Origin of the sequence: Methylobacterium sp. 092160098-2, assembly GCF_028920805.1 — a bacterium.
Taxonomy (GTDB): Bacteria; Pseudomonadota; Alphaproteobacteria; order Rhizobiales; family Beijerinckiaceae; genus Methylobacterium; species Methylobacterium fujisawaense.
This window is the reverse complement of record NZ_JAQPZJ010000001.1, coordinates 3,933,567-3,956,261: the sequence shown is the minus strand read 5'-3', so window position 1 is coordinate 3,956,261 and position 22,695 is coordinate 3,933,567. Positions and strand designations below refer to the sequence as shown.

General features: G+C 70.0%; 24 protein-coding genes. 6 read left to right on the top strand and 18 right to left on the bottom strand.

Going from position 1 to position 22,695, the window contains the following annotated elements; translation table 11 throughout:
• Positions 1-4: 4 nt before the first annotated feature.
• Positions 5-820: a YdcF family protein gene (locus tag PQI07_RS18570; RefSeq protein WP_179698847.1), complete on the top strand. Its 816-nt coding sequence runs from the start codon at positions 5-7 to the stop codon at positions 818-820.
• Here the strand turns inward: PQI07_RS18570 and PQI07_RS18565 are convergent.
• From PQI07_RS18565 to PQI07_RS18530, 8 genes are all read right to left on the bottom strand, one after another.
• Complete coding sequence (locus PQI07_RS18565; RefSeq protein WP_179696753.1) at positions 769-1,065, bottom strand: DUF3253 domain-containing protein; 297 nt, start codon at positions 1,063-1,065, stop codon at positions 769-771. The two genes, PQI07_RS18570 and PQI07_RS18565, sit on opposite strands and share 52 nt — an antisense overlap.
• Positions 1,062-1,835 (bottom strand): DUF599 domain-containing protein, encoded by a 774-nt coding sequence (locus PQI07_RS18560; RefSeq protein WP_043380763.1) that lies wholly within the window; start codon positions 1,833-1,835, stop codon positions 1,062-1,064. The genes PQI07_RS18565 and PQI07_RS18560 overlap by 4 nt, the downstream gene beginning before the upstream one ends.
• Positions 1,836-1,914: 79 nt before the next feature.
• The gene (locus tag PQI07_RS18555; RefSeq protein ID WP_075380371.1) at positions 1,915-2,199 is read right to left on the bottom strand and encodes an acylphosphatase; all 285 of its coding nucleotides are present in this window, start codon (positions 2,197-2,199) and stop codon (positions 1,915-1,917) included.
• Positions 2,200-2,255: 56 nt separating this feature from the next.
• Positions 2,256-3,104 (bottom strand): formate/nitrite transporter family protein, encoded by an 849-nt coding sequence (locus tag PQI07_RS18550; protein WP_274927156.1) that lies wholly within the window; start codon positions 3,102-3,104, stop codon positions 2,256-2,258.
• A gap of 146 nt (positions 3,105-3,250) precedes the next feature.
• Positions 3,251-3,682, bottom strand: a complete 432-nt coding sequence (locus tag PQI07_RS18545; RefSeq protein WP_274927155.1) for a gamma-glutamylcyclotransferase family protein — start codon at positions 3,680-3,682, stop codon at positions 3,251-3,253.
• 408 nt (positions 3,683-4,090) lie between these two features.
• A complete protein-coding gene (locus tag PQI07_RS18540) occupies positions 4,091-6,094 on the bottom strand; it encodes an acetyl-CoA carboxylase biotin carboxylase subunit (RefSeq protein WP_274927154.1) in 2,004 nt (667 codons plus the stop codon).
• A 100-nt stretch (positions 6,095-6,194) separates the two neighbouring features.
• Positions 6,195-6,635: a hypothetical protein gene (locus tag PQI07_RS18535; protein ID WP_043355628.1), complete on the bottom strand. Its 441-nt coding sequence runs from the start codon at positions 6,633-6,635 to the stop codon at positions 6,195-6,197.
• 162 nt (positions 6,636-6,797) lie between these two features.
• A complete protein-coding gene (locus PQI07_RS18530; RefSeq protein WP_043380766.1) occupies positions 6,798-7,376 on the bottom strand; it encodes a L,D-transpeptidase in 579 nt (192 codons plus the stop codon).
• Positions 7,377-7,568: 192 nt separating this feature from the next.
• On the opposite strand from PQI07_RS18530, the gene PQI07_RS18525 reads away from it, so the two are divergent.
• Together PQI07_RS18525 and PQI07_RS18520 are read left to right on the top strand one after the other, a co-directional pair.
• The gene (locus tag PQI07_RS18525; protein WP_043380769.1) at positions 7,569-8,498 is read left to right on the top strand and encodes a histone deacetylase family protein; all 930 of its coding nucleotides are present in this window, start codon (positions 7,569-7,571) and stop codon (positions 8,496-8,498) included.
• Positions 8,499-8,649: 151 nt separating this feature from the next.
• Complete coding sequence (locus PQI07_RS18520; RefSeq protein WP_043380771.1) at positions 8,650-9,267, top strand: LysE family translocator; 618 nt, start codon at positions 8,650-8,652, stop codon at positions 9,265-9,267.
• 6 nt (positions 9,268-9,273) lie between these two features.
• Here PQI07_RS18520 and ribB read toward each other — a convergent pair whose 3' ends face one another.
• The 4 genes from ribB to PQI07_RS18500 all read right to left on the bottom strand — a co-directional run bounded on the left by ribB (position 9,274) and on the right by PQI07_RS18500 (position 13,467).
• Entirely contained in the window at positions 9,274-10,350 is a 1,077-nt protein-coding gene (gene ribB / locus PQI07_RS18515) for a 3,4-dihydroxy-2-butanone-4-phosphate synthase (protein WP_043380842.1), read from the bottom strand.
• Between the two features lie 32 nt (positions 10,351-10,382).
• Entirely contained in the window at positions 10,383-11,483 is a 1,101-nt protein-coding gene (gene aroC, locus PQI07_RS18510) for a chorismate synthase (protein WP_111473880.1), read from the bottom strand.
• A 236-nt stretch (positions 11,484-11,719) separates the two neighbouring features.
• A complete protein-coding gene (locus PQI07_RS18505) occupies positions 11,720-12,337 on the bottom strand; it encodes a DUF3578 domain-containing protein (protein ID WP_274927153.1) in 618 nt (205 codons plus the stop codon).
• Entirely contained in the window at positions 12,334-13,467 is a 1,134-nt protein-coding gene (locus PQI07_RS18500; RefSeq protein WP_274927152.1) for an anhydro-N-acetylmuramic acid kinase, read from the bottom strand. Before PQI07_RS18500 ends, PQI07_RS18505 begins: the two co-directional genes overlap by 4 nt.
• A 123-nt stretch (positions 13,468-13,590) precedes the next feature.
• On the opposite strand from PQI07_RS18500, the gene tyrS reads away from it, so the two are divergent.
• Together tyrS and PQI07_RS18490 are read left to right on the top strand one after the other, a co-directional pair.
• Entirely contained in the window at positions 13,591-14,862 is a 1,272-nt protein-coding gene (tyrS, locus tag PQI07_RS18495; RefSeq protein ID WP_274927151.1) for a tyrosine--tRNA ligase, read from the top strand.
• 40 nt (positions 14,863-14,902) lie between these two features.
• A complete protein-coding gene (locus tag PQI07_RS18490; protein ID WP_043355638.1) occupies positions 14,903-15,586 on the top strand; it encodes a response regulator in 684 nt (227 codons plus the stop codon).
• Positions 15,587-15,601: 15 nt separating this feature from the next.
• Here the strand turns inward: PQI07_RS18490 and tatC are convergent, their stop codons facing one another.
• The 6 genes from tatC to argS form a co-directional block, all read right to left on the bottom strand.
• On the bottom strand, positions 15,602-16,402 hold the full coding sequence (gene tatC, locus PQI07_RS18485) for a twin-arginine translocase subunit TatC (RefSeq protein ID WP_043355639.1): 801 nt from the start codon (positions 16,400-16,402) through the stop codon (positions 15,602-15,604).
• On the bottom strand, positions 16,399-16,962 hold the full coding sequence (tatB, locus tag PQI07_RS18480; protein ID WP_274927150.1) for a Sec-independent protein translocase protein TatB: 564 nt from the start codon (positions 16,960-16,962) through the stop codon (positions 16,399-16,401). The genes tatC and tatB overlap by 4 nt, the downstream gene beginning before the upstream one ends.
• Before the next feature lie 103 nt (positions 16,963-17,065).
• Positions 17,066-17,338, bottom strand: a complete 273-nt coding sequence (locus tag PQI07_RS18475; RefSeq protein ID WP_043355642.1) for a twin-arginine translocase TatA/TatE family subunit — start codon at positions 17,336-17,338, stop codon at positions 17,066-17,068.
• A gap of 156 nt (positions 17,339-17,494) precedes the next feature.
• Positions 17,495-18,499, bottom strand: a complete 1,005-nt coding sequence (gene nagZ, locus PQI07_RS18470) for a beta-N-acetylhexosaminidase (protein ID WP_274927149.1) — start codon at positions 18,497-18,499, stop codon at positions 17,495-17,497.
• A 284-nt stretch (positions 18,500-18,783) separates the two neighbouring features.
• On the bottom strand, positions 18,784-20,157 hold the full coding sequence (locus PQI07_RS18465; RefSeq protein ID WP_274927148.1) for an SPOR domain-containing protein: 1,374 nt from the start codon (positions 20,155-20,157) through the stop codon (positions 18,784-18,786).
• A gap of 48 nt (positions 20,158-20,205) precedes the next feature.
• On the bottom strand, positions 20,206-21,957 hold the full coding sequence (gene argS / locus PQI07_RS18460) for an arginine--tRNA ligase (RefSeq protein WP_274927147.1): 1,752 nt from the start codon (positions 21,955-21,957) through the stop codon (positions 20,206-20,208).
• Between the two features lie 279 nt (positions 21,958-22,236).
• On the opposite strand from argS, the gene PQI07_RS18455 reads away from it, so the two are divergent.
• Positions 22,237-22,677, top strand: coding sequence for a hypothetical protein (locus tag PQI07_RS18455; protein WP_179696762.1), 441 nt, complete (start codon positions 22,237-22,239; stop codon positions 22,675-22,677).
• Positions 22,678-22,695 lie beyond the last annotated feature (18 nt).

Below are 22,695 nucleotides of genomic sequence, written 5' to 3'. Positions count from 1 at the left end.
ATCCGTGTTTTTCCCCGCCTCGAAGCTGATCTTCTTCCTGATCACGCCCTCCAATTTCTGCATCTTCGCCATCCTGGTCGGCCTCGGCCTGACGGCGATGACGCGGTGGCGCAGAACCGGGTTCGGATGCGCGCTCTTCGGCGCGCTGCTGCTCGCCGCAGGCGGCCTGTCGCCGGTGTCGGAAATGGTCCTGCTGCCCCTCGAGCAGCGGTTCCCGCCCTATCCGGCCGACGGTCCGGCGCCGGCGGGGATCATCGTGCTGGGGGGCGGGATCGAGGCCGGCCTCTCGGAAGCGCGGGATCAGATCGTCGTCAACGATGCCGGCGAGCGACCGATCTACCTCGCCGACCTCGCCCGCCGCTTTCCCGGGGCGCGGCTGGTCTTCTCTGGCGGCAGCGGCTTCATCGCCGGCGGCATCGCGGAGGCCGACATCGTCAGTCGGCAGGCGGATGTGATCGGCGTGCCGCGGACGCGCCTCATCCTGGAGAACCGCTCACGCAACACGCAGGAGAACGCCGCATTCTCGGCCGCTCTGGTGCAGCCGAAGCCCGGCGAGCGCTGGCTGCTCGTCACCTCGGCCTGGCACATGCCGCGGGCGATCGGCTGCTTCCGCCAAGCGGGCTTCACGGTGGACGCCTTCCCGGTGGATTACCGGACCCGCGGCTGGGGTGACGTGACCCGTGTCCACGGCTTCGCCTCGGACGGGCTCCTCCAGTTCGACCTCGCGATCAAGGAGTGGATCGGCCTCGCCGTCTACCGCTGGTCCGGCTACACGCCCGACTGGTTTCCCGCGCCCGAGCCCGGCAACGACAGCCGGTAGACGCCCCGGAAATCGTCCGGATCGACGGCCTTTCCCTTTCGCAGGATCGCGATGCGCCCGGCATGGGCGAGCCGCACCGCGATCCGTCGCACGGGCTGCATCAGTGGCCCCCAGCCATCCGGATGCGGACCGCCGAGGGCGCGGGCGACTTCCGAGGGGCAGACGGTCTTGTCGGCGCCGCGCTCGGTCACAAGGCGCAGCATCGTCGTCTCGATGGCGTCGTCGTCGGGTCGTGCGTCGGTCATGTGCGTGCCTCCTCGGCGGGCGACAGGAGCGGAGCGTCGAGCGGCCCCTCGTGCGGTCCCTCCCCGGCTTCCAGAAGCGCTTTGCGGATCTCCGAGGCGAATTGGCGGCGCCACATGATGATCACCACGGCGGTCGTCGAGACGAACAGGATGTAGGGGCTGATGAACCAGCCCAGATAGGCGAGCGCGAAGAAGAACGCCCGCTGTCCGCGGGCGAAGTGACGCCCGGCGCTGACGTTCATGGCCGCGAGCCGCCGCACGGCCCGCAGCATCTCGGTGTCGCTCGCGCCGGATCCTTTCGGCGGCACGGCGCCGAGCAGGATGGCCGTGTAGTTGAACAGCCTGTAGGCCCAGGCGAACTTGAAGAAGGCGTAGACGAAGATCAGTGCGAGGCCGGCGACCTTCAACTCCCAGGTCAGGCGGTTGGCCACCGTCCCGAAGGGCAGCGTCGCGAACAGGTTCAGGACATCGTCCCCGGACCGCGACAGGGTGAGGACGGAGCCCAGGGCGATCAGTGACGTCGAGGCGAAGAAGGCCGTGCCGTTCTGCAGGGAGGCGTTGATCTGCGTATCGACCACCCGGTTGTCGCGGCCGATGACCTGGCGCGCCCAGTTGGCCCGGTGGCCGTTCATGATCTGGCTGAGGGAGACCATCCGTCCGCGCAGCCGGCCCACGGAGAGGCCGTAGGCGACCCAGGCGACGATGAAGTAGAGGAGCGCCCCAAGGTCGAGGTGCGAGAAGGCGGCGCTGCCGGCGGAGAAGTCGTTCATGGTCTCCGGATGGCGGATTCGCGAGGGGGCGATCCCGCATATCAGCCCGCGGGCGCGTACTGAACCCGCGCCGCCGAGGTCAGTCGCGCAGGATCCGGAATCCGCCGCCGGGCGGCACGTCGCCGCCGGCACGCACGGCCACGTCGGTCACGCGCGCACCGGCGGGACCCGACCGGCACAGGGCCTCCATCGCCGCCACGGCCTCCGGTGAGCCGCTGAACACCGCCTCGACCGTGCCGTCGTCGCGGTTGCGCACGGAGCCCGAGAGGCCCCGGGCGCGGGCTTCCGCCTGCGTCCAGGCCCGGTAGGAGACGCCCTGGACGCGACCCGTGACGATGACTGAAATCGTCCGGGTCTCGCTCATGCGGGTGCCGCTTCGTCTGACTGGGCCCGCGCCTGGCGACGCGGGCCGGGATGGCCTTACTCGGCCGCGATCGGGCGACGGACGCCGGCACCCAGGGCCGGGCTCCGCGTCGCACCGGTGCGGACATGGGTGGAGTAGAGCATCAGGCCTGTGAAGGCGATGCCGCCCACGATGTTTCCGATCAGCGTCGGGATCTCGTTCCAGAGCAGGTAGTCCATCACCGTCAGGTGGCCGCCCATGAGGATCGCCGACGGGAACAGGAACATGTTCACCACCGAGTGCTCGAAGGTCATGAAGAAGAACACCGTGATGGGCATCCACATCGCGATGACCTTGCCGGGCACCGAGGTCGACAGCATGGCGCCGATGACGCCGGTGGAGACCATCCAGTTGCACAGCATGGCGCGGACGAAGAGGGTCAGCATCCCGGCGGCGCCGTACTTCTCGTAGCCGAGGGTGCGCGCCTCGCCGATGCCGGCGATGAGCTTGCCCACGGCGTTCGGCTCGGTGGCGAAGCCGAAGGTGAAGACGATCGACATCAACACCGCGGTGGTGAGCGCGCCCGCGAAGTTGCCGAAGAAGACCAGCACCCAGTTGCGGGCGACGCCGGCGAGGGTGACGCCCGGCCGCTTGTCGATCAGGGCGAGCGGGGTCAGCACGCAGACGCCGGTGAACAGGTCGTAGCCGAGCAGGTACAGCATCGAGAAGCCGACCGGGAACAGCAGCGCCGCGACCAGAGGCTGACCGGTCGCCTGGTTGACGGTCACCGCAAAGGCGGCGGCGAGCGCCAGGATCGCGCCGGCCATGTAGGCCCGGATGAAGGTATCCTTGGTCGCCATGAAGACCTTTGCCTCACCGGCATCGACGGCCTTCTTCACGAAATCGGCGGGCGCCAAATACGACATGTACAACTCTCCCTCGCAGGCGCACGCCAATCATCGTTGGCCGACGGGCGCGCTGCGCAATCATGGATGGCTGGCCAGGCGTGGTGCTGCCGTTCGCCCTCCAGCTCGATCGTGGGCAAGCATGTCGCGTACCAAGTGCGCGGCGCTCAGGCGGGAAGGCCGCGGGCCCAACTGCTGAGTTCCCGGAGATAGGCCGACGGCAGCTGCGCCGCGCGCGCCGCCGCGACGACGGCGTCCAGATATCCGGGCCGCGGGCGGCCAAGCGCGGTTGAGCATCCGCGATAGATCAGAGCGCGCTTGACGCCCTCCCCCGTGCGGACCGGGAGCGCCGCCTTCGTGTAGAGCCCCCCGGCGACGCCCTCGTAGCGGTCGAGCGCCGGGATGTCGTCGACAGCCAACTCCCACAGGACGCCCCAGACGGTGCGTCGGGGATCGGGCACGACGGAGGCGTAGCCCTCACGCATGATGATGAAGCGGTAATTCGGCAGGTGCCCGCCGCCGATCAGCCGCGAAACCGGGCAGCGGAGCGCCATCGCGGCGGCATCCATGTTGGCGCCGTAGGCGAAATAGAGGGGCATGTGGCCGCGCTTGGTCGGCCGAGCGCCCGAATTACCGTCCGGGCTTGCGCTCGTCGCGCTGGACCGACCACTCGTTCGCCCGCATGGCCGCACAGGCGAGTGCCAGCGTGAAGGTGGGGATCACGAATGTCACGAAGATCTCCCCCGAGCCCATGGTCTGATGCGCCGCAGCACGCGCCTCCCGATCCAATGTAAGCCCATCGCCGCACAAGGCCAGATCGCCGCGAAGAAAGCGGTCGCCGGCCGCAGGACGGGCGCATTGGCGATCCCGAAGCTCATGGCGGTGATCGGCGTGACGCAGCCGATCACCGCGAAGCACCGGCGCTGTTGTTCAGCGCTGTCGCCAGGAGCGTGGTCTGCGCGTCGTGAACCGCCGTCGCGACGGCGGATGCGACGCGCCTGCCGCGATCAGGCGAATTCCAGGATCACCGCGTCGACGGCGAGGCTGTCGCCCTCCTTGGCGTGGATCTTCGCCACCGTGGCGTCGCGCTCGGCGCGGAGCATATTCTCCATCTTCATCGCCTCGACGACCGCGATCGGCTCACCGTTCTTTACCTCCTGGCCCTCGGTGACCAGGATCTGCTTCACGAGTCCGGGCATCGGGCAGAGCACCTGCTTGCCCGAGCCCGCCTGCTCCTTCACCGGCATCAGGGCGGCGAGCTCCGCCTCGCGGCGGGTATAGACCCGGCCCTCGGCGGCCGCGCCCGCATGCTGCAGGAACACGCCGTTGAGCAGGCTGCGCACCTGGATCGCCACGCGCTCGGAGCCGATCGTGCCGATCCAGACCGGCTCGCCCGGGCGCCACGCGCTCGCCACCGTGAGCGCCGTGCCGTCGTCCCGGGTCACGAGGATGTCCTCGCCCTCCGGCTCGACGGTCACGGGATAGGATTGGCCGGCCAGAATCACCACGCGCTCGCGCTCGAAGGCGAAGAGGCCCGGGGCGCGCATCTGTCCGGAGATGCCGCGCTTGCGCTGGTTGAGCTTGTGGTCGATCGCCGCCGCGGCGGCCATCATGCGGATGGCCACCGGCCCGGCCGGCTCCGGCGCCGTGAAGCCTTCGGGAAATTCCTCGGCGATGAAGCCTGTGGACAGCCGCCCCTCCTGCCAGCGCGGATGGGCCATCAGCGCCGAGAGGAACGGGATGTTGTGGCGGATGCCGTCGATGGCGAAGGCGTCGAGGGCCTCACCCTGCGCGGCGATCGCCTCGGCGCGCGTCGGCGCCCAGGTGACCAGCTTCGCGATCATCGGATCGTAGTGGATGGCGATCTCGCCGCCCTCCTCCACGCCGGTATCGTTGCGCACGATCGCCGTGCCCTGCCGGCCCTCCTCCGGCGGACGGTAGGTGGTCAGCCGGCCGATCGAGGGGAGGAAGTTGCGGGTCGGGTCCTCGGCATAGACGCGGCTCTCCACCGCCCAGCCGTTCAGCTTCACGTCGTCCTGGGTGATCGGCAGCTTCTCGCCGGCCGCGACCCGGATCATCAGCTCGACGAGGTCGAGGCCGGTGATCATCTCGGTGACCGGATGCTCGACCTGCAGACGGGTGTTCATCTCCAGGAAGTAGAAGGACTTGTCCTGCCCGGCGACGAACTCGACCGTTCCGGCCGAATCGTAGTTCACCGCCTTGGCCAGCGCGACCGCCTGCTCGCCCATCTTCCGGCGGGTCTTCTTGTCGAGGAGCGGCGACGGCGCTTCCTCGATCACCTTCTGGTTACGGCGCTGGATCGAGCACTCGCGCTCGCCGAGATAGACGACGTTGCCGTGCTTGTCGCCGATCAGCTGGATCTCGATGTGGCGCGGGTCGGTGATAAACTTCTCGATGAAGACGCGGTCGTCGCCGAAGGAGGAGGCCGCCTCCGACTTGGCGCGGGCGAAGCCCTCCGCCACCTCGTCGCCCGAATAGGCGATGCGCATGCCCTTGCCGCCGCCGCCCGCGGAGGCCTTGATCATCACCGGGTAGCCGATCTCGTCGGCGATCGTCTTGGCGTGCTCGGGTGATTCGATCACGCCGAGGAAGCCCGGAACGGTCGAGACCTCGGCGGCGGCCGCCGCCTTCTTCGACTCGATCTTGTCGCCCATGGCGGCGATGGCCCCCGGGTTGGGGCCGATGAACACGATGCCGGCGGCTTCGAGCGCCTTCGGGAAGGCCTCGCGCTCGGACAGGAAGCCGTAGCCGGGATGGACCGCCTGGGCGCCGGTCGTCTTGCAGGCCTCGACGATCTTCTCGATCACGAGATAGGATTCGGATGCGGCAGCGGGGCCGATATGGACCGCCTCGTCCGCCATGGCGACGTGCACGGCGTCGCGATCGGCATCCGAGTAGACCGCTACGGTCTTGATGCCCATCCTCCGGGCGGTCTTGATCACGCGACAGGCGATCTCGCCCCGGTTGGCAATCAGGATCTTTTCGAACATCGCTGGCGCACTGCTTTCGAGATCGCCGGATTGCGCACCGGCTTGACTGTCCCGATAGATCAGTTGCGCCGCGGACGGAAGCTGTGCGTTGCTCCGAGGCTCACGCCGCCAGGGCAAAGGTCATCCGCGGGGCCGAAACCGTGTCCCGGGCGCGGCGGTTGGCTTCGAGGGCGAAGGCCACCAGCGATTCTGCGCTGCTCTGCGCCTCACGGACGACTTCCATGGCGATCCGGGCGCCCACCGCGCTCGGGCCGTCGCGGCCGCTGAGCGAGGCGGCCAGCCAGGCGGCGACGTCGCGGTCGATGTAGCCCGTCGGGCGCGAGCCCCAAACGGCGAAGTCGACGACCGAGGCCACCAGGAAGTCGGCGAAGGCGTCGGAGCCGATCACGGCCCGCTCGAGGGCGATCAGCAGGTCGGCGTCCTCGCGGTTCATGAGGCCTTCCGGAAGAACCTCGCGCTTCAGGACCAGCAGGTCCTCGTCGCTGATCGTGCCGGTCGAAACAGCATGGTTGCAGAACTGTTGAACGGAGATGGTGGTCATGATCGCCTGCTCCTCCGACCTTTGCTGCGGCCGGTGCTAGTCCCTGTGTGTCTTCAACTTACGGGACCGCTTCCCTTCCAGAGGTTAATGGCGAGATCTGAACGGAAGTTCAGGTAAACACCCCCCGAGCAAGCAGGCTTATTGGGACGTTGACCGGTTGCGTTACCGGACGATGACCGAGGCCCCGACGGGGACCCGGTTGTAGAGGTCGACCACGTCGATGTTGCGCATCCGGATGCAGCCGGAAGAGACCGCCTGCCCGATCTTCTCGGGCTCGTTGGTGCCGTGGATCCGGTAGAGCGTGTCCCGGCCGTGATCCGACAGGTACAGGGCGCGGGCGCCGAGGGGATTCATCGGGCCGCCCTGCATGGCGTGGACATGCGGCCAGCGCTTGATCATCTCGGCCGGGGGATTCCAGGCCGGCCATTCCGCCTTGCGGTCGATTCGGGCGGTGCCGGTCCAGCCATAGGCCTCGTCGCCCACCGACACGCCGTAACGGATCGCCTTGCCGCCCGGCAGCACGAGGTAGAGCTGCCGCTCCTTCGTCTCGACCACGATCGTGCCGGGCGATTCCCGGGTAGGATCGGCGACCTCATAGCGGGCGAAGTGCGGATCGAACTCGGCATCCGGGACCAGGGCCATGAATTCGGCATCGCGGGCCGAAAGGGCCGGATCGGGCACGCCCTTGAAGGTGCAGCCCGCCAGCAACAGCGCGCAGCCGATGACCGATGTGATGCGCATGGCCCTGCCCCGACGATCCTCGCGGCGGTGGACGGAGCCTCGATGGATTGATGATCCGGGTCCGTCCCACGGAAGAATCGCGCAACCATAAGGGGGCAACGGCACCCCGCCGTAGTCCGCGCGTTGGGCCCGTGGCACATTGCCGGCTCCTGTTGCAGGTGCGCGACAGGAGAGCATCCGGGAGCGACCCTCGTGACCACCCTCTACGTGAGCCATCCCGCCAGCTTCGATCACGAGGTCCCGGAGGGACATCCGGAACGGCCGGCCCGGATGCGCGCCGTGGAGCGGGCCCTGGAGGATGAGCGCTTCGCCGGCCTCGTGCGGGCCTCTGCACCCAAGGCTGAGATCGAGGCGGTGACGCTCGCCCATCCGCGCGCCTACGTGGACGCGCTGGTGGCGGCGGTGCCCGAGCACGGCATGGTCGGCATCGATTCCGACACGATCCTGTCGGCGGGGAGCCTGGAGGCGACGCTGCGGGCCGTGGGCGGTGGAATGCACGCCGTCGATGCCGTCGTCGGCGGCGGGTGCCGCAACGCCTTCGTGGCCATGCGCCCGCCGGGCCACCATGCCGAGCGGACCCGGTCGATGGGCTTCTGCCTGTTCAACCATGCCGCCATCGCGGCACGCCACGCCCGCCAGAAGCACGGGGCCGAGCGGGTGGCCCTGGTGGATTGGGACGTCCATCACGGCAACGGCAGCCAGGACATCTTCTGGGACGACGCCGCGGTGCTCTACTGCTCCACCCACCAGATGCCGCTCTACCCGGGGACCGGGGCGTCGTCCGAGCGCGGCGAGAAGGACACGATCGTCAACGTGCCGCTGCGGCCCAACGACGACGGCGAGGTGTTTCGCGAAGCCTTCGAAACCGGCATCCTCCCGCGCCTGGAAAGCTTCCGGCCGGACGTGATCGTGATCTCCGCCGGCTTCGACGCGCATCGGCTCGATCCGTTGGCCAATCTGCGCCTCGAAGCGGAGGATTTCGGCTGGGCGACCCGCCGGCTCATGGACGTCGCGGACCGCTGCGCCGGCGGGCGGATCGTCTCGATCCTGGAGGGCGGCTACAGTCTCGAGGGGCTCGGCAAATCGGTGGCCGCCCATGTCGACGCGTTGATGGGGCGCTGACGGGGGCGCCGCATCGCGATTGCACCCGCTCCCGCGCGCGCCATAATCTGCGCTTCGGGGAGACCGCCGCCATGCTGCCGCTGAGCCGGATGCCGTCGCTTGCGCGCCAGCGCGTCGACCGCACCGGCGCAGCCCGTCCGGGTTTCGGCCGATGACGCTCACGGGCTTCCTGACCTATGCGCTGGCCCTGGGCGTTGCCGCCGCTGTGCCGGGACCCGGCGTCGTCGCGCTTGTCGCGCGGGCCCTCAGCTCGGGCTTCGGCGCCGCGATGGCCTTCTCGGCCGGTCTGATCCTCGGCGATCTGACCTATCTCGCCGCCGCGATCTTCGGCCTGTCGCTGATCGCGGAGGCGTTCGGCGCGGTCTTCGCCGTCATCCGCTACGGCGCGGCGCTCTATCTCGCCTACCTGGCGTTCCGGCTCTGGCGCGCCGCCGGAACGGCTGTCCGGATCGCGGGCGAAGCCCGCGACCGGCCGCTGACCAGCTTCGTCGCCGGGCTGACTATCACCCTGGGCAATCCGAAGACGATCGTCTTCTACCTCGCGATCCTGCCCACGCTCGTCGATCTGCGGCGCGTGACGGCGGCCGATGTCGTCGCCCTCATCCTGCTCACGGCCGCGATCCTGCTCGCCGTGATGACGCCCTACGCGGCGCTGGCGGCCCGGGCGCGCGAGACCCTGCGACGGCCCGCCATCCGCGTGCGGCTGAACCGGGGTGCCGCCGCTATCATGGCCGGCGCGGCGGTGTGGACCGTCCTGCGCCGCGCCTGAAGAGCGTCAGCCCTCCAGGGGCTCGTCGCCCAAGAGCTCGATGCCGAATCCCGAAAGGCCGACATAGGAGCGCGACGAGGTCGCGAGGTTGCGGATCGAAACCACGCCGAGATCGCGCAAAATCTGGGCGCCGAGCCCGATCTCGCGCCATTGCCGCGCCCGCAGGGCCTCCGTGCCCTCGTCGGTGACGGTCTTCACCGGCACGCCCGCAGTCCCGTCCCGGAGATAGACCAGCACGCCCCGCCCGGCGGCCGCGAAGCGCTTCAGCACGGCGTCGATCTGCTTTCCCCCGCCGATCACGTCGGCGGCGACGTTGGAGCGGTGCAGGCGCACCAGCACGTCCCGGCCGTCGCCGATGTCGCCCATCACGAAGGCGAATTGCTGGATCGATTCGAAGGGCGTCGAGAACACGTAGGCGTTCACGTCGCCGTGGTTCGAGCGGACCGTGAAGTGGCCGACGCGCTCCACCAGCCGGTCGCGTGCCTGCCGGTAGGCGATGAGATCGGCCACCGAGACCTGCTTGAGGCCGTGCGTCTCGGCGAAGGCCTCGATCTGCGGCCCCTTCATCACGGTGCCGTCGTCGTTGGCGAGCTCGCAGATCACGCCCACGGGCGGCAGCTCGGCGAGGCGGCACAGGTCGACCGCGGCCTCGGTATGGCCCGAGCGCATGAGCACGCCGCCGTCCCGGGCGATGAGCGGGAAGACGTGGCCGGGCCGCACGAAGTCGCCCGCACCCATGTTGCCGTTGGCCAGCGCCCGCACCGTGTTGCAGCGCTGCTCGGCCGAGATCCCCGTGGTCAGGCCGTGCTTGACGTCGACCGTGACGGTGAAGGCCGTACCCAGCGGCGCGTCGTTCGACGCCACCATGGGAGCGAGGTGCAGCCGCCGCGCCTCGCTCTGCGTGATCGGCGCGCAGACGATGCCGCAGGTGTTGCGGATGATGAACGCCATCTTCTCCGGCGTGCAGAGCGAGGCGGCGACGACGAGGTCGCCCTCGTTCTCGCGATCGTCATCGTCGGTGACGACCACGATCTCGCCGCGGGCGAAGGCCGCGATGGCCTCTGTGACGGAGCAGTGGGGCACGGGCATTCTCGAATCGTTGGGACGGACCCGGATCAGGGCTGCGATCCGACCTGTCCGCGATGGCGCAGATAGTGATCCGCCAGCACGCAGGCCATCATGGCCTCCGCAACCGGCACGGCGCGGATGCCGACACAGGGGTCGTGCCGGCCCTTGGTGACGAGATCGACCTCGCTGCCGTCGCGGGCGACCGAGCGGCGGGGCGTCAGGATCGAGGAGGTTGGCTTCACGGCGAAGCGCACCACGACCGGCTCGCCGTTGGAGATGCCGCCGAGGATGCCGCCGGCATGGTTCGCGAGGAAACGCGGCCGATCGCCGTTGCCGGCGCGCATCTCGTCGGCATTGTCTTCGCCCCGCAGGACCGCCGACGCGAACCCGTCGCCGATCTCGACGCCCTTCACGGCGTTGATCGACATCATCGCCGCGGCGAGATCGGCGTCGAGCTTGCCGTAGACCGGCGCGCCGAGGCCAGGCGGCACGCCCTCGGCCACGACCTCGATGACGGCGCCGACCGACGAGCCGTCCTTCCGGATCTCGTCGAGGTAGGTCTCGTAGAAAGCGGCCGTCTCGGCATCGGGGCAGAAGAACGGGTTGTCGCCGACCGCGGCCCAGTCCCAACGGGACCGGTCGATGGCGTGCGGTCCCATCTGCACCAGGGCTGCCCGGATGGTCACGCCGGGGATGACCTTGCGCGCCACGGCGCCGGCCGCGACCCGGGCGGCGGTCTCGCGCGCCGAGGACCGGCCGCCGCCGCGATAGTCGCGAATGCCGTACTTCACGTCGTAGGTGTAGTCGGCGTGGCCGGGGCGGTAGCTGTCGCGGATCTCCGAATAGTCCTTCGAGCGCTGGTCCGTGTTCTCGATCATCAGCGCGATCGGCGTGCCGGTGGTGAGCTGGCGGCCGCCGGTGCGGTCGTCCGCGAACACGCCGGACAGGATCTTCACCTGATCGGGCTCGCGGCGCTGCGTCGTGAACCGCGACTGGCCGGGCTTCCGGCGATCCAGCTCGGCCTGGATCTCCTCGGCCTCCAGGGGCAGGCCCGGCGGGCAGCCGTCGACGACGCAGCCGAGCGCGATCCCGTGGCTCTCGCCGAAGGTCGTGACGCGGAACAGGTGGCCGAAGGTGTTGTGCGACATGGCGCCGTTGCCTTAGCGCGGGAGCGCCGGGGGCACAAACGCGGTGCCTGCAAGGGGCCGGGCGGAGGGCTGGGTAGAGGGCTGGGCGGAGGGCTTGGCGGAGGGCTTGGCGGATGCGTTCGCTCGCTCGGTATCCCCGTCCCTGTGGGCGCAGCGCAGCGATCCCGGGCAGCGGAACAGCGGCGCTCCCGGATTGCGTCGCTGCGTCAGGACGGCCCTCGCGGCGGCCTGCGATCTCATGCCGTCCCATCCGAACGGGGCAGGTCGAGCCCGCCCCGCGCCTTCAGCGCCCGATACGCCGCGACCGCCACAGCGAGATCCCGGTGCAGCCGGCGCTCGTCGCCGAGATCGGGAAGGTCGTAGGTGAGGCCGAGGATGTGGGCGGCCTCGTAGCCTTCCGGCAATTCGCCCGCGCTGCCGAGGGCGATCGTCGCGTTCGGCAGCGCGTCGGCGAAGTCCGAGAGCCGCGCCTTGAGCGCAGCGCCGCTGGCACGGAGATGGGCGCCGGCCGCCGCTGGACCGTGGCTCCGGATCGCCGCCACCGTTCCCTGCGCCAGCGACAGGTGCACCGCCTCGCGATGGGCCGGGAACAGGTAGACGAGGTAGTAGCCCCGCGTGGCGCTGGTGGTGATGGCGGGGTCGAACACGGCGAGCCAGGGGATCGCGGCCCAATGGCTTCCGCGCCCGGGACTGCCCTTGACCAGGAACGGCCCGTCGATCGGCGCCAGTGCGGCGCGCAGCTCCTCAGGCGCACCCTTGCGGATGACGGAGGCCAGCGGATGGCCGGCCGGCGGGTCGAGCCGGGCGAGCGGGTATTCCTCGACGATCCGCCGGAGCGCGTGGCCGAGACTCACGGCCGCGTCAGGACCCCACCGGTGATCGCCTCGCGCACCCCGGTGGTCGACGGCAAGGTGATCGGCAGGCCCTTGAGCGAACGCACCGCCAGATACGCGAAGGCCTGCGCCTCCAGGTAGGCCGAGGACCAGCCGATGGCGTCCGCGGTCGTGATCTCCGCGCGCAGATGATAGTTGAGGAGCCGCACCAGCTCGCCGTTGCGCGCGCCGCCGCCGGCCACGATCCAGCGGGTCGGGATCTCGGGGGCGTGGTCGAGGGCGCGGGCCACCGCGCGCGCCGTGAAGGCCGTCAGGGTGGCGGCGCCGTCCTCGGTGGAGAGCTGGCCGGCGAGCTTGTGGGAGAACCAGTTCCGGTCGAGCGACTTCGGCGGCTTGCGGAAGAAGAACGGGTGCGTCAGCAGCCAGGCCAGCAGCTGCTCGTCGGGACGGCCCCGGGCCGCGGTGCGACCGCCATCGTCGAGGTTCTTGCCCTCGCGCTCCTGCATCCATTCGTCGATCAGCGCATTGCCGGGACCGGTGTCGAAGGCGATGACGCCGCCCTTCGAGTCGATCAGCGTCGCGTTGGCGACGCCGCCGATGTTGAGGATGCCGAACGGCCCGTCGAAGCCCGAGGCCTCGGCGAGCGCCTTGTGGAAGACCGGCACCAGGGGCGCCCCCTGCCCGCCCGCCTCGATATCGGCCCGGCGCAGGTCCGAGACGACCGGGATGCCGAGCCGGGTCGCCAGCGCCTGCCCGTCGCCGATCTGGATCGAGATGCGCTGGTCCGGCCGGTGGATCACCGTCTGGCCGTGGAAGCCGATCACGTCGATCTCGGACACTGACAGGCCGTGCTCCTCCAGGAAGCGCTCCACGGCCTCGGCATGGGCCAGGGTGACGAACGCTTCCGCCTCCGGCAGCCGCCCGGGCCGGTCGCCGGGATGGAGCACGGATTCGGCATCCTTGGTGGCCGCGCGCAGTAGCGCCTTCTCGTCGTCGGCGTAGCCGCGGTAGCCGGTGGGACCCAGCGGCTCCAGGAAGTTGTTGTGGCCCTTGACCACGTGGACCCGCTCGCCGTCGGTCTCGATCAGCGCGATGTCGACGCCGTCCAGCGAGGTGCCGCTCATCAGTCCGATCGCGCGCATCATCGCCATGCCGCCCTGCCCCGTGCCTTTCGGCCAACGCCCTGCTAAGAGCGCGCCGTATCCTGAACCCAGCGCGAGCTAGCATGCGGGGCCTCGGCCTGTCGCGCCAGCGCGCGACCCGAGATGGCAGCCATGACCGCCGAGAGCTTCGCGCCGATATCCGACTTCCTGCGGATCCTGACCGAGCGCGGCTATATCCACCAGACCTCGGACCTGGCCGGCATCGACGCCGCGGCCCTGGAAGGCCGGCTGACCACCTATGTCGGCTACGATTGCACGGCGCCCTCGCTGCATGTCGGGCACCTGCTGTCGATCATGATGCTGCACTGGCTGCAGGCCACGGGGGGGCGGCCGATCGCCCTGATGGGCGGCGGCACCACTCGGGTCGGCGACCCGTCGGGCCGCGACGAGACCCGCAAGATCCTCACCGTCGAGCAGATCGACGCCAACAAGGCCGAGATCCGCAAGACCTTCGACCGGTTCCTCCGCTTCGGCGAAGGGGCCGGCGACGCCGTGATGGTCGACAACGCCGAGTGGCTGACCAAGCTCAACTACATCGAGATGCTGCGCGACATCGGCCGGCATTTCTCGGTGAACCGGATGCTGTCGATGGACAGCGTGCGCCTGCGCCTGGAGCGCGACCAGGAGCTGTCGTTCCTGGAGTTCAACTACATGATCCTCCAGTCCTACGACTTCGTCGAGCTGAACCGTCGCTACGGCTGCGTCATGCAGATGGGCGGGTCGGATCAATGGGGCAACATCGTCAACGGCATCGATCTCGGCCGCCGCATGGGCACGCCGCAGCTCTACGCCCTGACCTGCCCGCTGCTGACGACATCCTCGGGCGCCAAGATGGGCAAGACCGCGGCCGGGGCCGTCTGGCTCAACCCGGAGATGCTGAAGCCGTACGATTACTGGCAGTTCTGGCGGAACACCGAGGACGCGGACGTGGCCCGCTTCCTCAAGCTGTTCACCCTGCTGCCGATGGAGGAGATCGCGCGTCTCGCCGCGCTCGCCGGCTCCGAGATCAACGCGGCCAAGACGGTGCTGGCCACCGAGGCCACCGCGCTGATGCACGGCCGCGAGGTCGCGGAGGCCGCCGCCGAGACCGCGCGCAAGACCTTCGTGGAAGGGACGCTGGCCGCCGACCTGCCGAGCGTGACCGTGCCGTCGGCCACCCTGGAGGCCGGGCTCGGGGTCCTCACCGCCTTCGGCCCGGACGTCGCCAAGCTCGTTCCCTCCACCAGCGAGGCGCGCCGGCAGATCAAGGGCGGCGGCCTGCGGGTCAACGATGTACCGGTCACGGATGAGAAGGCGATGCTCGGCCAGGGCGACCTGACCCCGGACGGCGTGATCAAGCTGTCCTTCGGCAAGAAGCGGCACGTGCTGCTCCGGCCGGAATGAGCCGTCCGGCCGCCTGGATCCGCTACGGGAAACAGCCCGCGTGAGCCTTGCCCGGATCCTGGTGATCGACGACGAGCCGCCGATCCGCCGGCTGCTCCGCACCGGCCTCGGGACGCAGGATTACGCGGTCGCCGAGGCCGCCGACGGGGCCGCGGCGCTCGCCGCCCTGGAAGCCGGGGGCGTGGATCTCGCGATCCTCGATCTCGGCCTGCCGGACATGCCCGGCCATGCTCTCCTTGCGGCGATCCGCGAGCGCTGGCCCGACCTGCCGGTCGTGATCCTGTCGAGTCGCGACGACGAGCGCGGCAAGGTCGAGGCCCTCGATCTCGGGGCCGACGATTACGTCACCAAACCCTTCGGCATGAACGAGCTGCTGGCGCGCATCCGCACGGCCCTGCGCCATCGCCTGGCCATGCAGGGGGAGCGGCCGGTCTTCCGGGTCGACGACCTCTCGGTCGATCTCGTCCGCCGCGTCGTCCGGGTCGGCGAGCGCGCGGTGAAGCTGTCGCCCCGGGAATACGAGTTCCTGCGCGTGCTGGTGCAGCATGCCGGCAAGGTGCTGACCCACGCGCAGCTCATGCGCCACGCGCCGGCCTCGTCGGATCCGCAATACCTGCGCGTCTATATCCGCCAGCTGCGCCAGAAGCTGGAGCCCGATCCGGAGCGCCCGCGCTACCTGCTCACCGAGACCGGCGTGGGCTACCGCCTGCGTGCGCCGGACTGAGCCCGGCGCGCCGCCTCACGGCTCCAGGCCTTCCGCCGCGCGCCGCGCCGCCCGCAGCTTCTCGACCCGCGCCACCGAGAACACCGAGGCCTCGTACAGCAGCAGCATCGGGATCGCGAGGGAGAGCTGGGAGATCACGTCCGGCGGCGTCAGGATCGCGGCGGCGACGAAGACCAGCACGATGGCATAGCGCCGCTTCTCCCGCAGGAAGGCCGCGTCGATGATCCCGATCTGACCGAGCAGCGTCAGGATCACCGGCAGCTGGAACGCGATCCCGAACGCGAAGATCAGCGTCATGATCAGCGACAGGTATTCGTCGACCTTCGGGAGCAGCTTGATCGTCGGCTCCCCGGCCACGCCCACCTGCTGGAGCGACACCGAAAATTTGATCAGCAGCGGCATCGCCAGGAAGAACACCACCAGCGCGCCGAGCACGAAGAAGATCGGCGTGGCCACGAGGTAGGGCAGGAACGCCTTCCGCTCGTTGCGGTAGAGGCCCGGGGCCACGAAGGCGTAGATCTGCGTGGCGATCACCGGGAACGCCAGGAAGGCCGCCCCGAAGACGCTGAGCTTGATGTTGGTGAACACCTGCTCGAGGAAGTGCGTGGCGATCAGCTCGGCGTTCTGCGCACCCACGATCGAGACATAGGGGTAGACCAGAACGTTGTAGATATCGCGCGAGAAGAAGAAGCAGGCGAAGAACATCAGCACGAATGCGATCAGCGACTTGATCAGCCGCGCCCGCAATTCGATCAGGTGTTCGAGCAGGGGCGCCCGCGACGCCTCGATCTCGGCCTCGTCCGCATCGCTGATCATCGGGCGGCCGTGCCGTTCTGGGACTCTTCGGTGGCGTGATGCGGGGCGGGCGGAGGCCCGAACGGATCGTCCACCGACCCGGGCACGGGCAGGGGTGCCTCCGCCATCTGCGGTGCAGGATCATGGGACGATTCGGCGGGCGGCGGCCCCGGAACCGAGGGCGGTGCTGCGGCGTCCTGCTCGGCCTTGAGCTGCGCCGTGGCATCGGCGAGGGATCGGGTTTCGACCGGCGGCTTCTCCGGGCCGAGCTTCTCCGGGCCGACCTTGGCCCGGCCCTCGACGGCGCCCTTCAACTCGTCGCGGATGGTCTGCACGGGATTGAAGGTCGAACTCGCATTCCGGACCGTGTTGCGGATCCCGTCCACTTCGCGCCGGACGTCTTCGAGCTCCGCCTCGCGGATCGCCTCGTTGAACTGCATCTGAAATTCGCCGGCCATGCGGCGCAGCTTCGAGGTGATCTGCCCGACGGTGCGCAGCGCCTTCGGCAGATCCTTCGGCCCGATGACGATGAGGGCGACGCCGCCGATCAGCATCACCTCGCCCCAGCTCATGTCCAGCATGTCGTCGACGGTCCTGCTGCCCTGAGATCCGGCGCGGTGGCCGGACCCCGTCAGGCTCTACACGAGCGCGTGCGCTCTGCCAGTCCTACAGTCGCGCCCGCCGTCAGACCGGCTTGCGCTCGCCGCCGGGAAGATGGCTCGCCGGGATCGCCGTGCCGGGGCTCGTCTCGGTGGCGTGCGGGATGGTGCGGACCGGCTCGGCCGGCGGCGGCGCGGCCTGGCTGACCGGAGGCGTCTCATCCTCGGCCATGCCCTTCTTGAAGGCTTTGATGCCCTTCGCGACGTCGCCCATCAGATCGGACACCTTGCCGCGTCCGAAGAGCAGCATCACGATGACCGCGACGATGACCCAGTGCCAGATACTCATGCTGCCCATGGCAACCTCCTGCGGGCGCCCCGAAGAAGCGGGAGCGCGACGCCACGTCCGGTTGAGGATTTCGGGGCGAACCTAGGGATCGCGCCGCCCGAACACAAGCAGAGGCGATGCCACGGCCGGTGGAAGGCCGCGGTGGAAGGCCGCAAGGGGCTCAGGTCAGGCGGCGGCGAGGGCCGCGGCGAAGCGCTCCCGGGCTTCCGGAACGTCGAGTCCGTCGCCTGCGGGGTCGAGCTGCGCCAGCGCGGAAGCGGCGCGGCGCGCGGCCTCTCCGGTGAGCGCGGGCGCCGCTTCGGCCACGGCGCGCATTTCGTCCATGGCGCCGTTGCAGTGGAGCCCGATATCGATCCCCGCCGCGAAGGCGCGCTCCGTCCGGTCGCGGAACGAGCCGGTCAGCGCGTGCATGGAGAGATCGTCGGTCATCAGAAGCCCGTCGAAGCCGATCGCGCCGCGGATGATGTCGCGGATGACGATGGCGGACTGGGTGGCCGGCCGGTCGGGGTCGATGGCGGTGAAGACCACGTGGGCGCTCATCGCCATCGGCAGGTGAGCGAGCGCCCGGAAGGTCCGGAAATCCTGCTCCGCCAGATTTGCGCGCGTCGCATCCACCACCGGAAGGCCGTGGTGGCTGTCACAGGTGGCGCGCCCATGCCCCGGGATGTGCTTCATCACCGGCAGGACGCCCCCGGCCATCAGGCCCTCGGCGACCGCGCGGCCGATCTCGGCCACCCTGTCCGGGCTGGTCCCGTAGGCCCGGTCGCCGATGATGTCGTGCGAGCCCGGCGCCGGCACGTCGAGGACGGGGGCGCAGTCGACGTTGATGCCGACTTCCGCGAGGTCGTGCGCCATCAGGCGCGCGCCGAGGCGGGCGACGGCCGCGGCGCTGCCGTTCAGGCGTCCGTAGCGGCCGCCGGCCGGGTAGGCCGGCCAGTGGGGCGGACCCATGCGCTGGACCCGGCCCCCCTCCTGATCGATCAGGATCGGCGCGCGATCGGATCCGACGCAGTCCCGCAGCGCGCCGGTGAGGGCGCGGACCTCGTCCGGGGTTCCGATGTTGCGCTTGAACAGGATGAAGCCCCAGGGCTTCACGTCCCGGAAGAAGGACCGCTCCTCCGCCGAGAGCGACGAGCCGGTGCAACCGAGGATCAGGGCGCGGGAGGTCATCAGGAACGGCTCGGAAACTGCTCGGTGGCGGCGCGAAGACGGCGGCGGGATCGCCGGGCGGTTCGGCTCGATGGCGACAGAGTCGGGCGGGAACGGGGAGCCGGCAAGACCAAACCGCGGCTCCGGGCGGAGGCCGGAGCGATGCCGCCGCCGGTGTGGCCTGCAAGACTCGGTCGGCAAGACTCGGTCGGCGAGCCTCGGTCGGCGAGCCTCGGTCGGCGGGGCGCCCGAGCGGATCACCGCGGGCGGGAGCGCTGCCCCGACCGCGGCTTTCCGTCAGAACCTCAGTTCTTGGCCACGAAGCACTGGCCGCCCTCGCCCTGCAGAGCGCTGCACAGGCTCGCGGCCTGAGCCTTCTCCAGGGGTCCGACGCGGACGCGATAGATCGTCTTGCCGTTCACCTCGGCCTGCCGGATCAGCTCGGGCTTGCCGGCGAGCTGTGTGTACTTGGCCTGCATCTGCCGGAACGCGGCCTTCGCCTCGGCGGCGGAGCTGCGCACCCCGAGCTGCACCGAGAAGCCGCTGACCGGGCCGGACTTCACGGCCTCGTCGTCGGTGGTAGTGCTGGCGGTGGTGTCGGGCGCGGCCGCCCCGGCCGGGGCGACGGCGGCGATCCGCTGGGCGGCCTTCGGCGGCGGCTTCACGGCCACCGGCTTGGGAGCCGGCGGCTCGACCGCGGCGTCCGGCTGCGCGTCGACGGGCGTGGCCGTGGTCGCCGGCATGGCGGCGGCGGCCTGGCGCATCGGCTTCGACTTCGCGGGCGCTGCCGGCGGCGGCTCGTCGCCGGGCAGAACCATGGTGGGGATCGGGGCCGGCCCGGCGTCGACGGCCTGCTGCTCCCGCGGCGGCGGTGCGGGCGGCGCCTCGGGCTTGACTGCGACGGTGCGGACGCGGCGGGGCTCCCCGAACGCTTCGAACGGGCCGTTGCCCGGCGTCGTGCCGCCCTGGGCGCCGGTCGGCTGCGACGGGCCCTGGGCCGCGCGCGCGGCCTCGGCCACGTCGAGGGGCTGCTCCTCGCGGTTGACGATCTTGATCTGGCCGTCCTTCTTGCCCTTCGGATCGTAGATCTGCCGGTTCTGATCCGGGATCTCGACACCGTCGGCCACCTTCGGGGCGACCTTGAGCGGGGTGGAATCGGCCTGCACCACCGGCACGCCGCCATGGCCCGAATTGCTCATGCCCTTGTAGGTGAGCGCACCGGTGACCGCGAGCGCCACCACGGCGACGCCGGCGCCGACCGAGACGAGGCGCCGGCGCGGATTCGCGCGATGCAGGGCGTGGCTGTCCGCATAAGCGTCGTCGCCGCTCGATACCGCGACGCCATCTGGCGCGTAGGCGCCGCCTTCGCGATGCGTGTCCTGCTCCACGGAGGCGAGGTACTGATCGAACGCGTCGGCCGGCGTCGCCTTGGCGGGCTCCGGCGCGAAGCTCGGCTCCACCCGGGCGTTCCAGCCGGCCTGCGGCTGGGTGTCGGGCGCGACGGCGCGCATCTCGTCGCGCGCGGCGAGCAGAGCCCGGAACGGATCGTCCTGGCCGACGATGCGGGCGAGTTCCGCCAGCGGATCCGCCTTGGCCGCCTGCGGCGCCTGACCCGTCTCCTGACGCAGATCGCGCGCGAAAGCGTCCAGATCGACCTGAGCGCGCGAAGCGTTCGTCATGGCAGCATCCTCACATCAACGCCGGTGACCGGCCCGATGCGCTCGGGCCTATCGCATCTCGTCCGGCGCGGTCACACCGAGAATCGCAAGGCCGGCCGCCAGCGTGCTCCGCAGAGCTTCGATGAGCGCCAGCCGGGCCCACGTCGACTTTCGGTCGGTTGCATTAACAAACCGTAATTGCGGCAAGTCTTTGCCCTTGTTCCAGAAACTATGTAGCGCCGAGGCCAGTTCATAGAGGTGGAATGCGATTCTGTGCGGTTCGTGCGCCAGGGCTGCGGATTCGAGAACCCGCGGGTACTGGGCGATGAGGCGCATCATCTCGATCTCGCCCGGATCGCTCAGCACCGCGAGGTCCGCCTCGCGTGCCAGCGCCGCGGCCGAGAGGTCGGCCTCGGGAAACGCCTCGCGCGCCTGCCGCTGCACCGAGCGGACGCGGGCATGGGCGTACTGAACGTAGAAGACCGGATTGTCCTTCGACTGCTCCACCACCTTGGCGAGGTCGAAATCCAGGGTCGCGTCGTTCTTCCGGTAGAGCATCATGAACCGGATGGCGTCGCGGCCGACCTCGTCGATCACGTCCCGCAGGGTCACGAATTCCCCAGCCCGCTTCGACATCTTGACCGGTTCGCCTGCGCGCAACAGCCGCACGAGCTGGCAGAGCTTGACGTCGAGCGTCGCCGCGCCGTCGCTCACCGCCTTCACGGCAGCCTGCATGCGCTTCACGTAGCCGCCGTGATCCGCGCCAAGGACGTCGATCAGCTCGGTCGCGCCCGCGAGATACTTCGCCCGATGGTAGGCGATGTCGGAGGCGAAATACGTGTACGAGCCGTCCGACTTCAGCAGCGGCCGGTCGCTGTCGTCGCCGAATTCCTTGGTGCGGAACAGCGTCTGCTCGCGGTCCTCCCAATCCTCCGGCAGCTGGCCCTTGGGCGGCGGCAGGCGGCCCTCGTAGACGAGGCCCTTGGCGCGCAGCTCCGCGAGCAGCGTCTTCACGGCACCGCTCTCCTGGAGCGTGCGCTCGGAGAAGAACACGTCGTGGCGGATGCCGATCGCCTCCAGATCGGCCCGGATCATGGTCATCATCATGTCCAGCGCGGTCTCGCGCACCGTGGGAAGCCACGCGGCCTCGGGCTGGTCGAGGAGCGCGCGGCCATGGGTCTCCGCCAGCTTGGCGCCCACGGGCTTGAGGTAGTCGCCCGGATACAGGCCGTCCGCGATGGCGAAGGGCTCGCCCAGAGCCTCGCGGTAGCGCTGGAAGGCGGAGCGGGCCAACACATCGACCTGAGCGCCGGCATCGTTGATGTAATATTCCCGCGTCACCTGCCTGCCGGCCGCGACGAGCAGATTGGAGAGGGCGTCACCGAACACCGCGCCGCGGCCATGGCCGACATGCATCGGCCCGGTGGGATTGGCCGACACGTATTCGACATTGATCGGCCCGCCGGGCAACTCCGCCCGGCCTAACGCCTCCGGCGCGGAGAGCGCGTCGCGCACGACCGCGTGAAAGATCGCGGGGTCGAGCCGCAGGTTGATGAAGCCGGGCCCGGCGACGCTCGCCTCCACGATCCGCGGATCGGCGCGGAGTTCCGCCGCCAGGGCTTCGCCCAGCGCCTTCGGGTTGGCCCGCGCCTCCTTGGCCAGGACCAGCGCCGCGTTCGTGGCGAGGTCGCCGTGCGCCGCGTCCCGGGGCGGCTCGACGACCACGCGGCCCAGGTCGAGGCCCTCGGGCAGATGGCCGGCGCGGGTCAGCGCCTCCACGGCCTCGCGCACGCGCGCCTCGAACAGGGCGAAGATGTTCATGGGTCTCGATCTCGCTTGCGCGGGGGTCTCGTCGCCCGGCCCGTCCGGCCTGTGCCCGCCCGGGCGGTCTAGCAAGGGGGCGGGAGGGTGTCACGGCGCCGAGCGGTTCGCCGGCCTGGAGGAGCCCACATTCCCGGCATCGGTCCGGTAACCAAGCGCGCGGCGCTCCCACGTTATCCCACGCGACGAATACGGATCGCGCAGTGTTCGGCTTGTTTTGGCCGGGACGACACTGTGTCATCGCCGACGATCGCGCGTGGGCCGATCGCGGAGTTACTGATGAAGACCTTGACGATTGCGGGTACGGCGCTCTGCGCCCTGATCCTGGCCGCGCCGGGTGCGGAGGCGGGCGGCTTCCACGGCGGCGGCTTCCACGGCGGCGTCCACGGTGGTTTCCGGGGCGGCTACGGCTACCGGGGCGGCTACGCGGCCCGCGGCTTCTACGGGCGCGGCTACGGCTACGGCTATCGCCGCGGCTACGGACGGGCCCTCGGCTACGGGCTGGCCGGTGCGGGGATCGGCCTCGGGCTCGGGCTCGCCGCCGGGAGCGTCTACGGCGGCTACGGATATGGTGGTTACGGGTACGGCGGCTACGGCTACAGCTACCCGGCCGCCTATGGCGGCTACGGATACGGCTACCCGGCGGCCTACGGCGGCTACGGCTACGGCGGTGGCTACGGCGGGTGTTACGGCAGCTTCACCTGCGGCTGCGGCTGCTGATCCCAACCCATCCCGCGC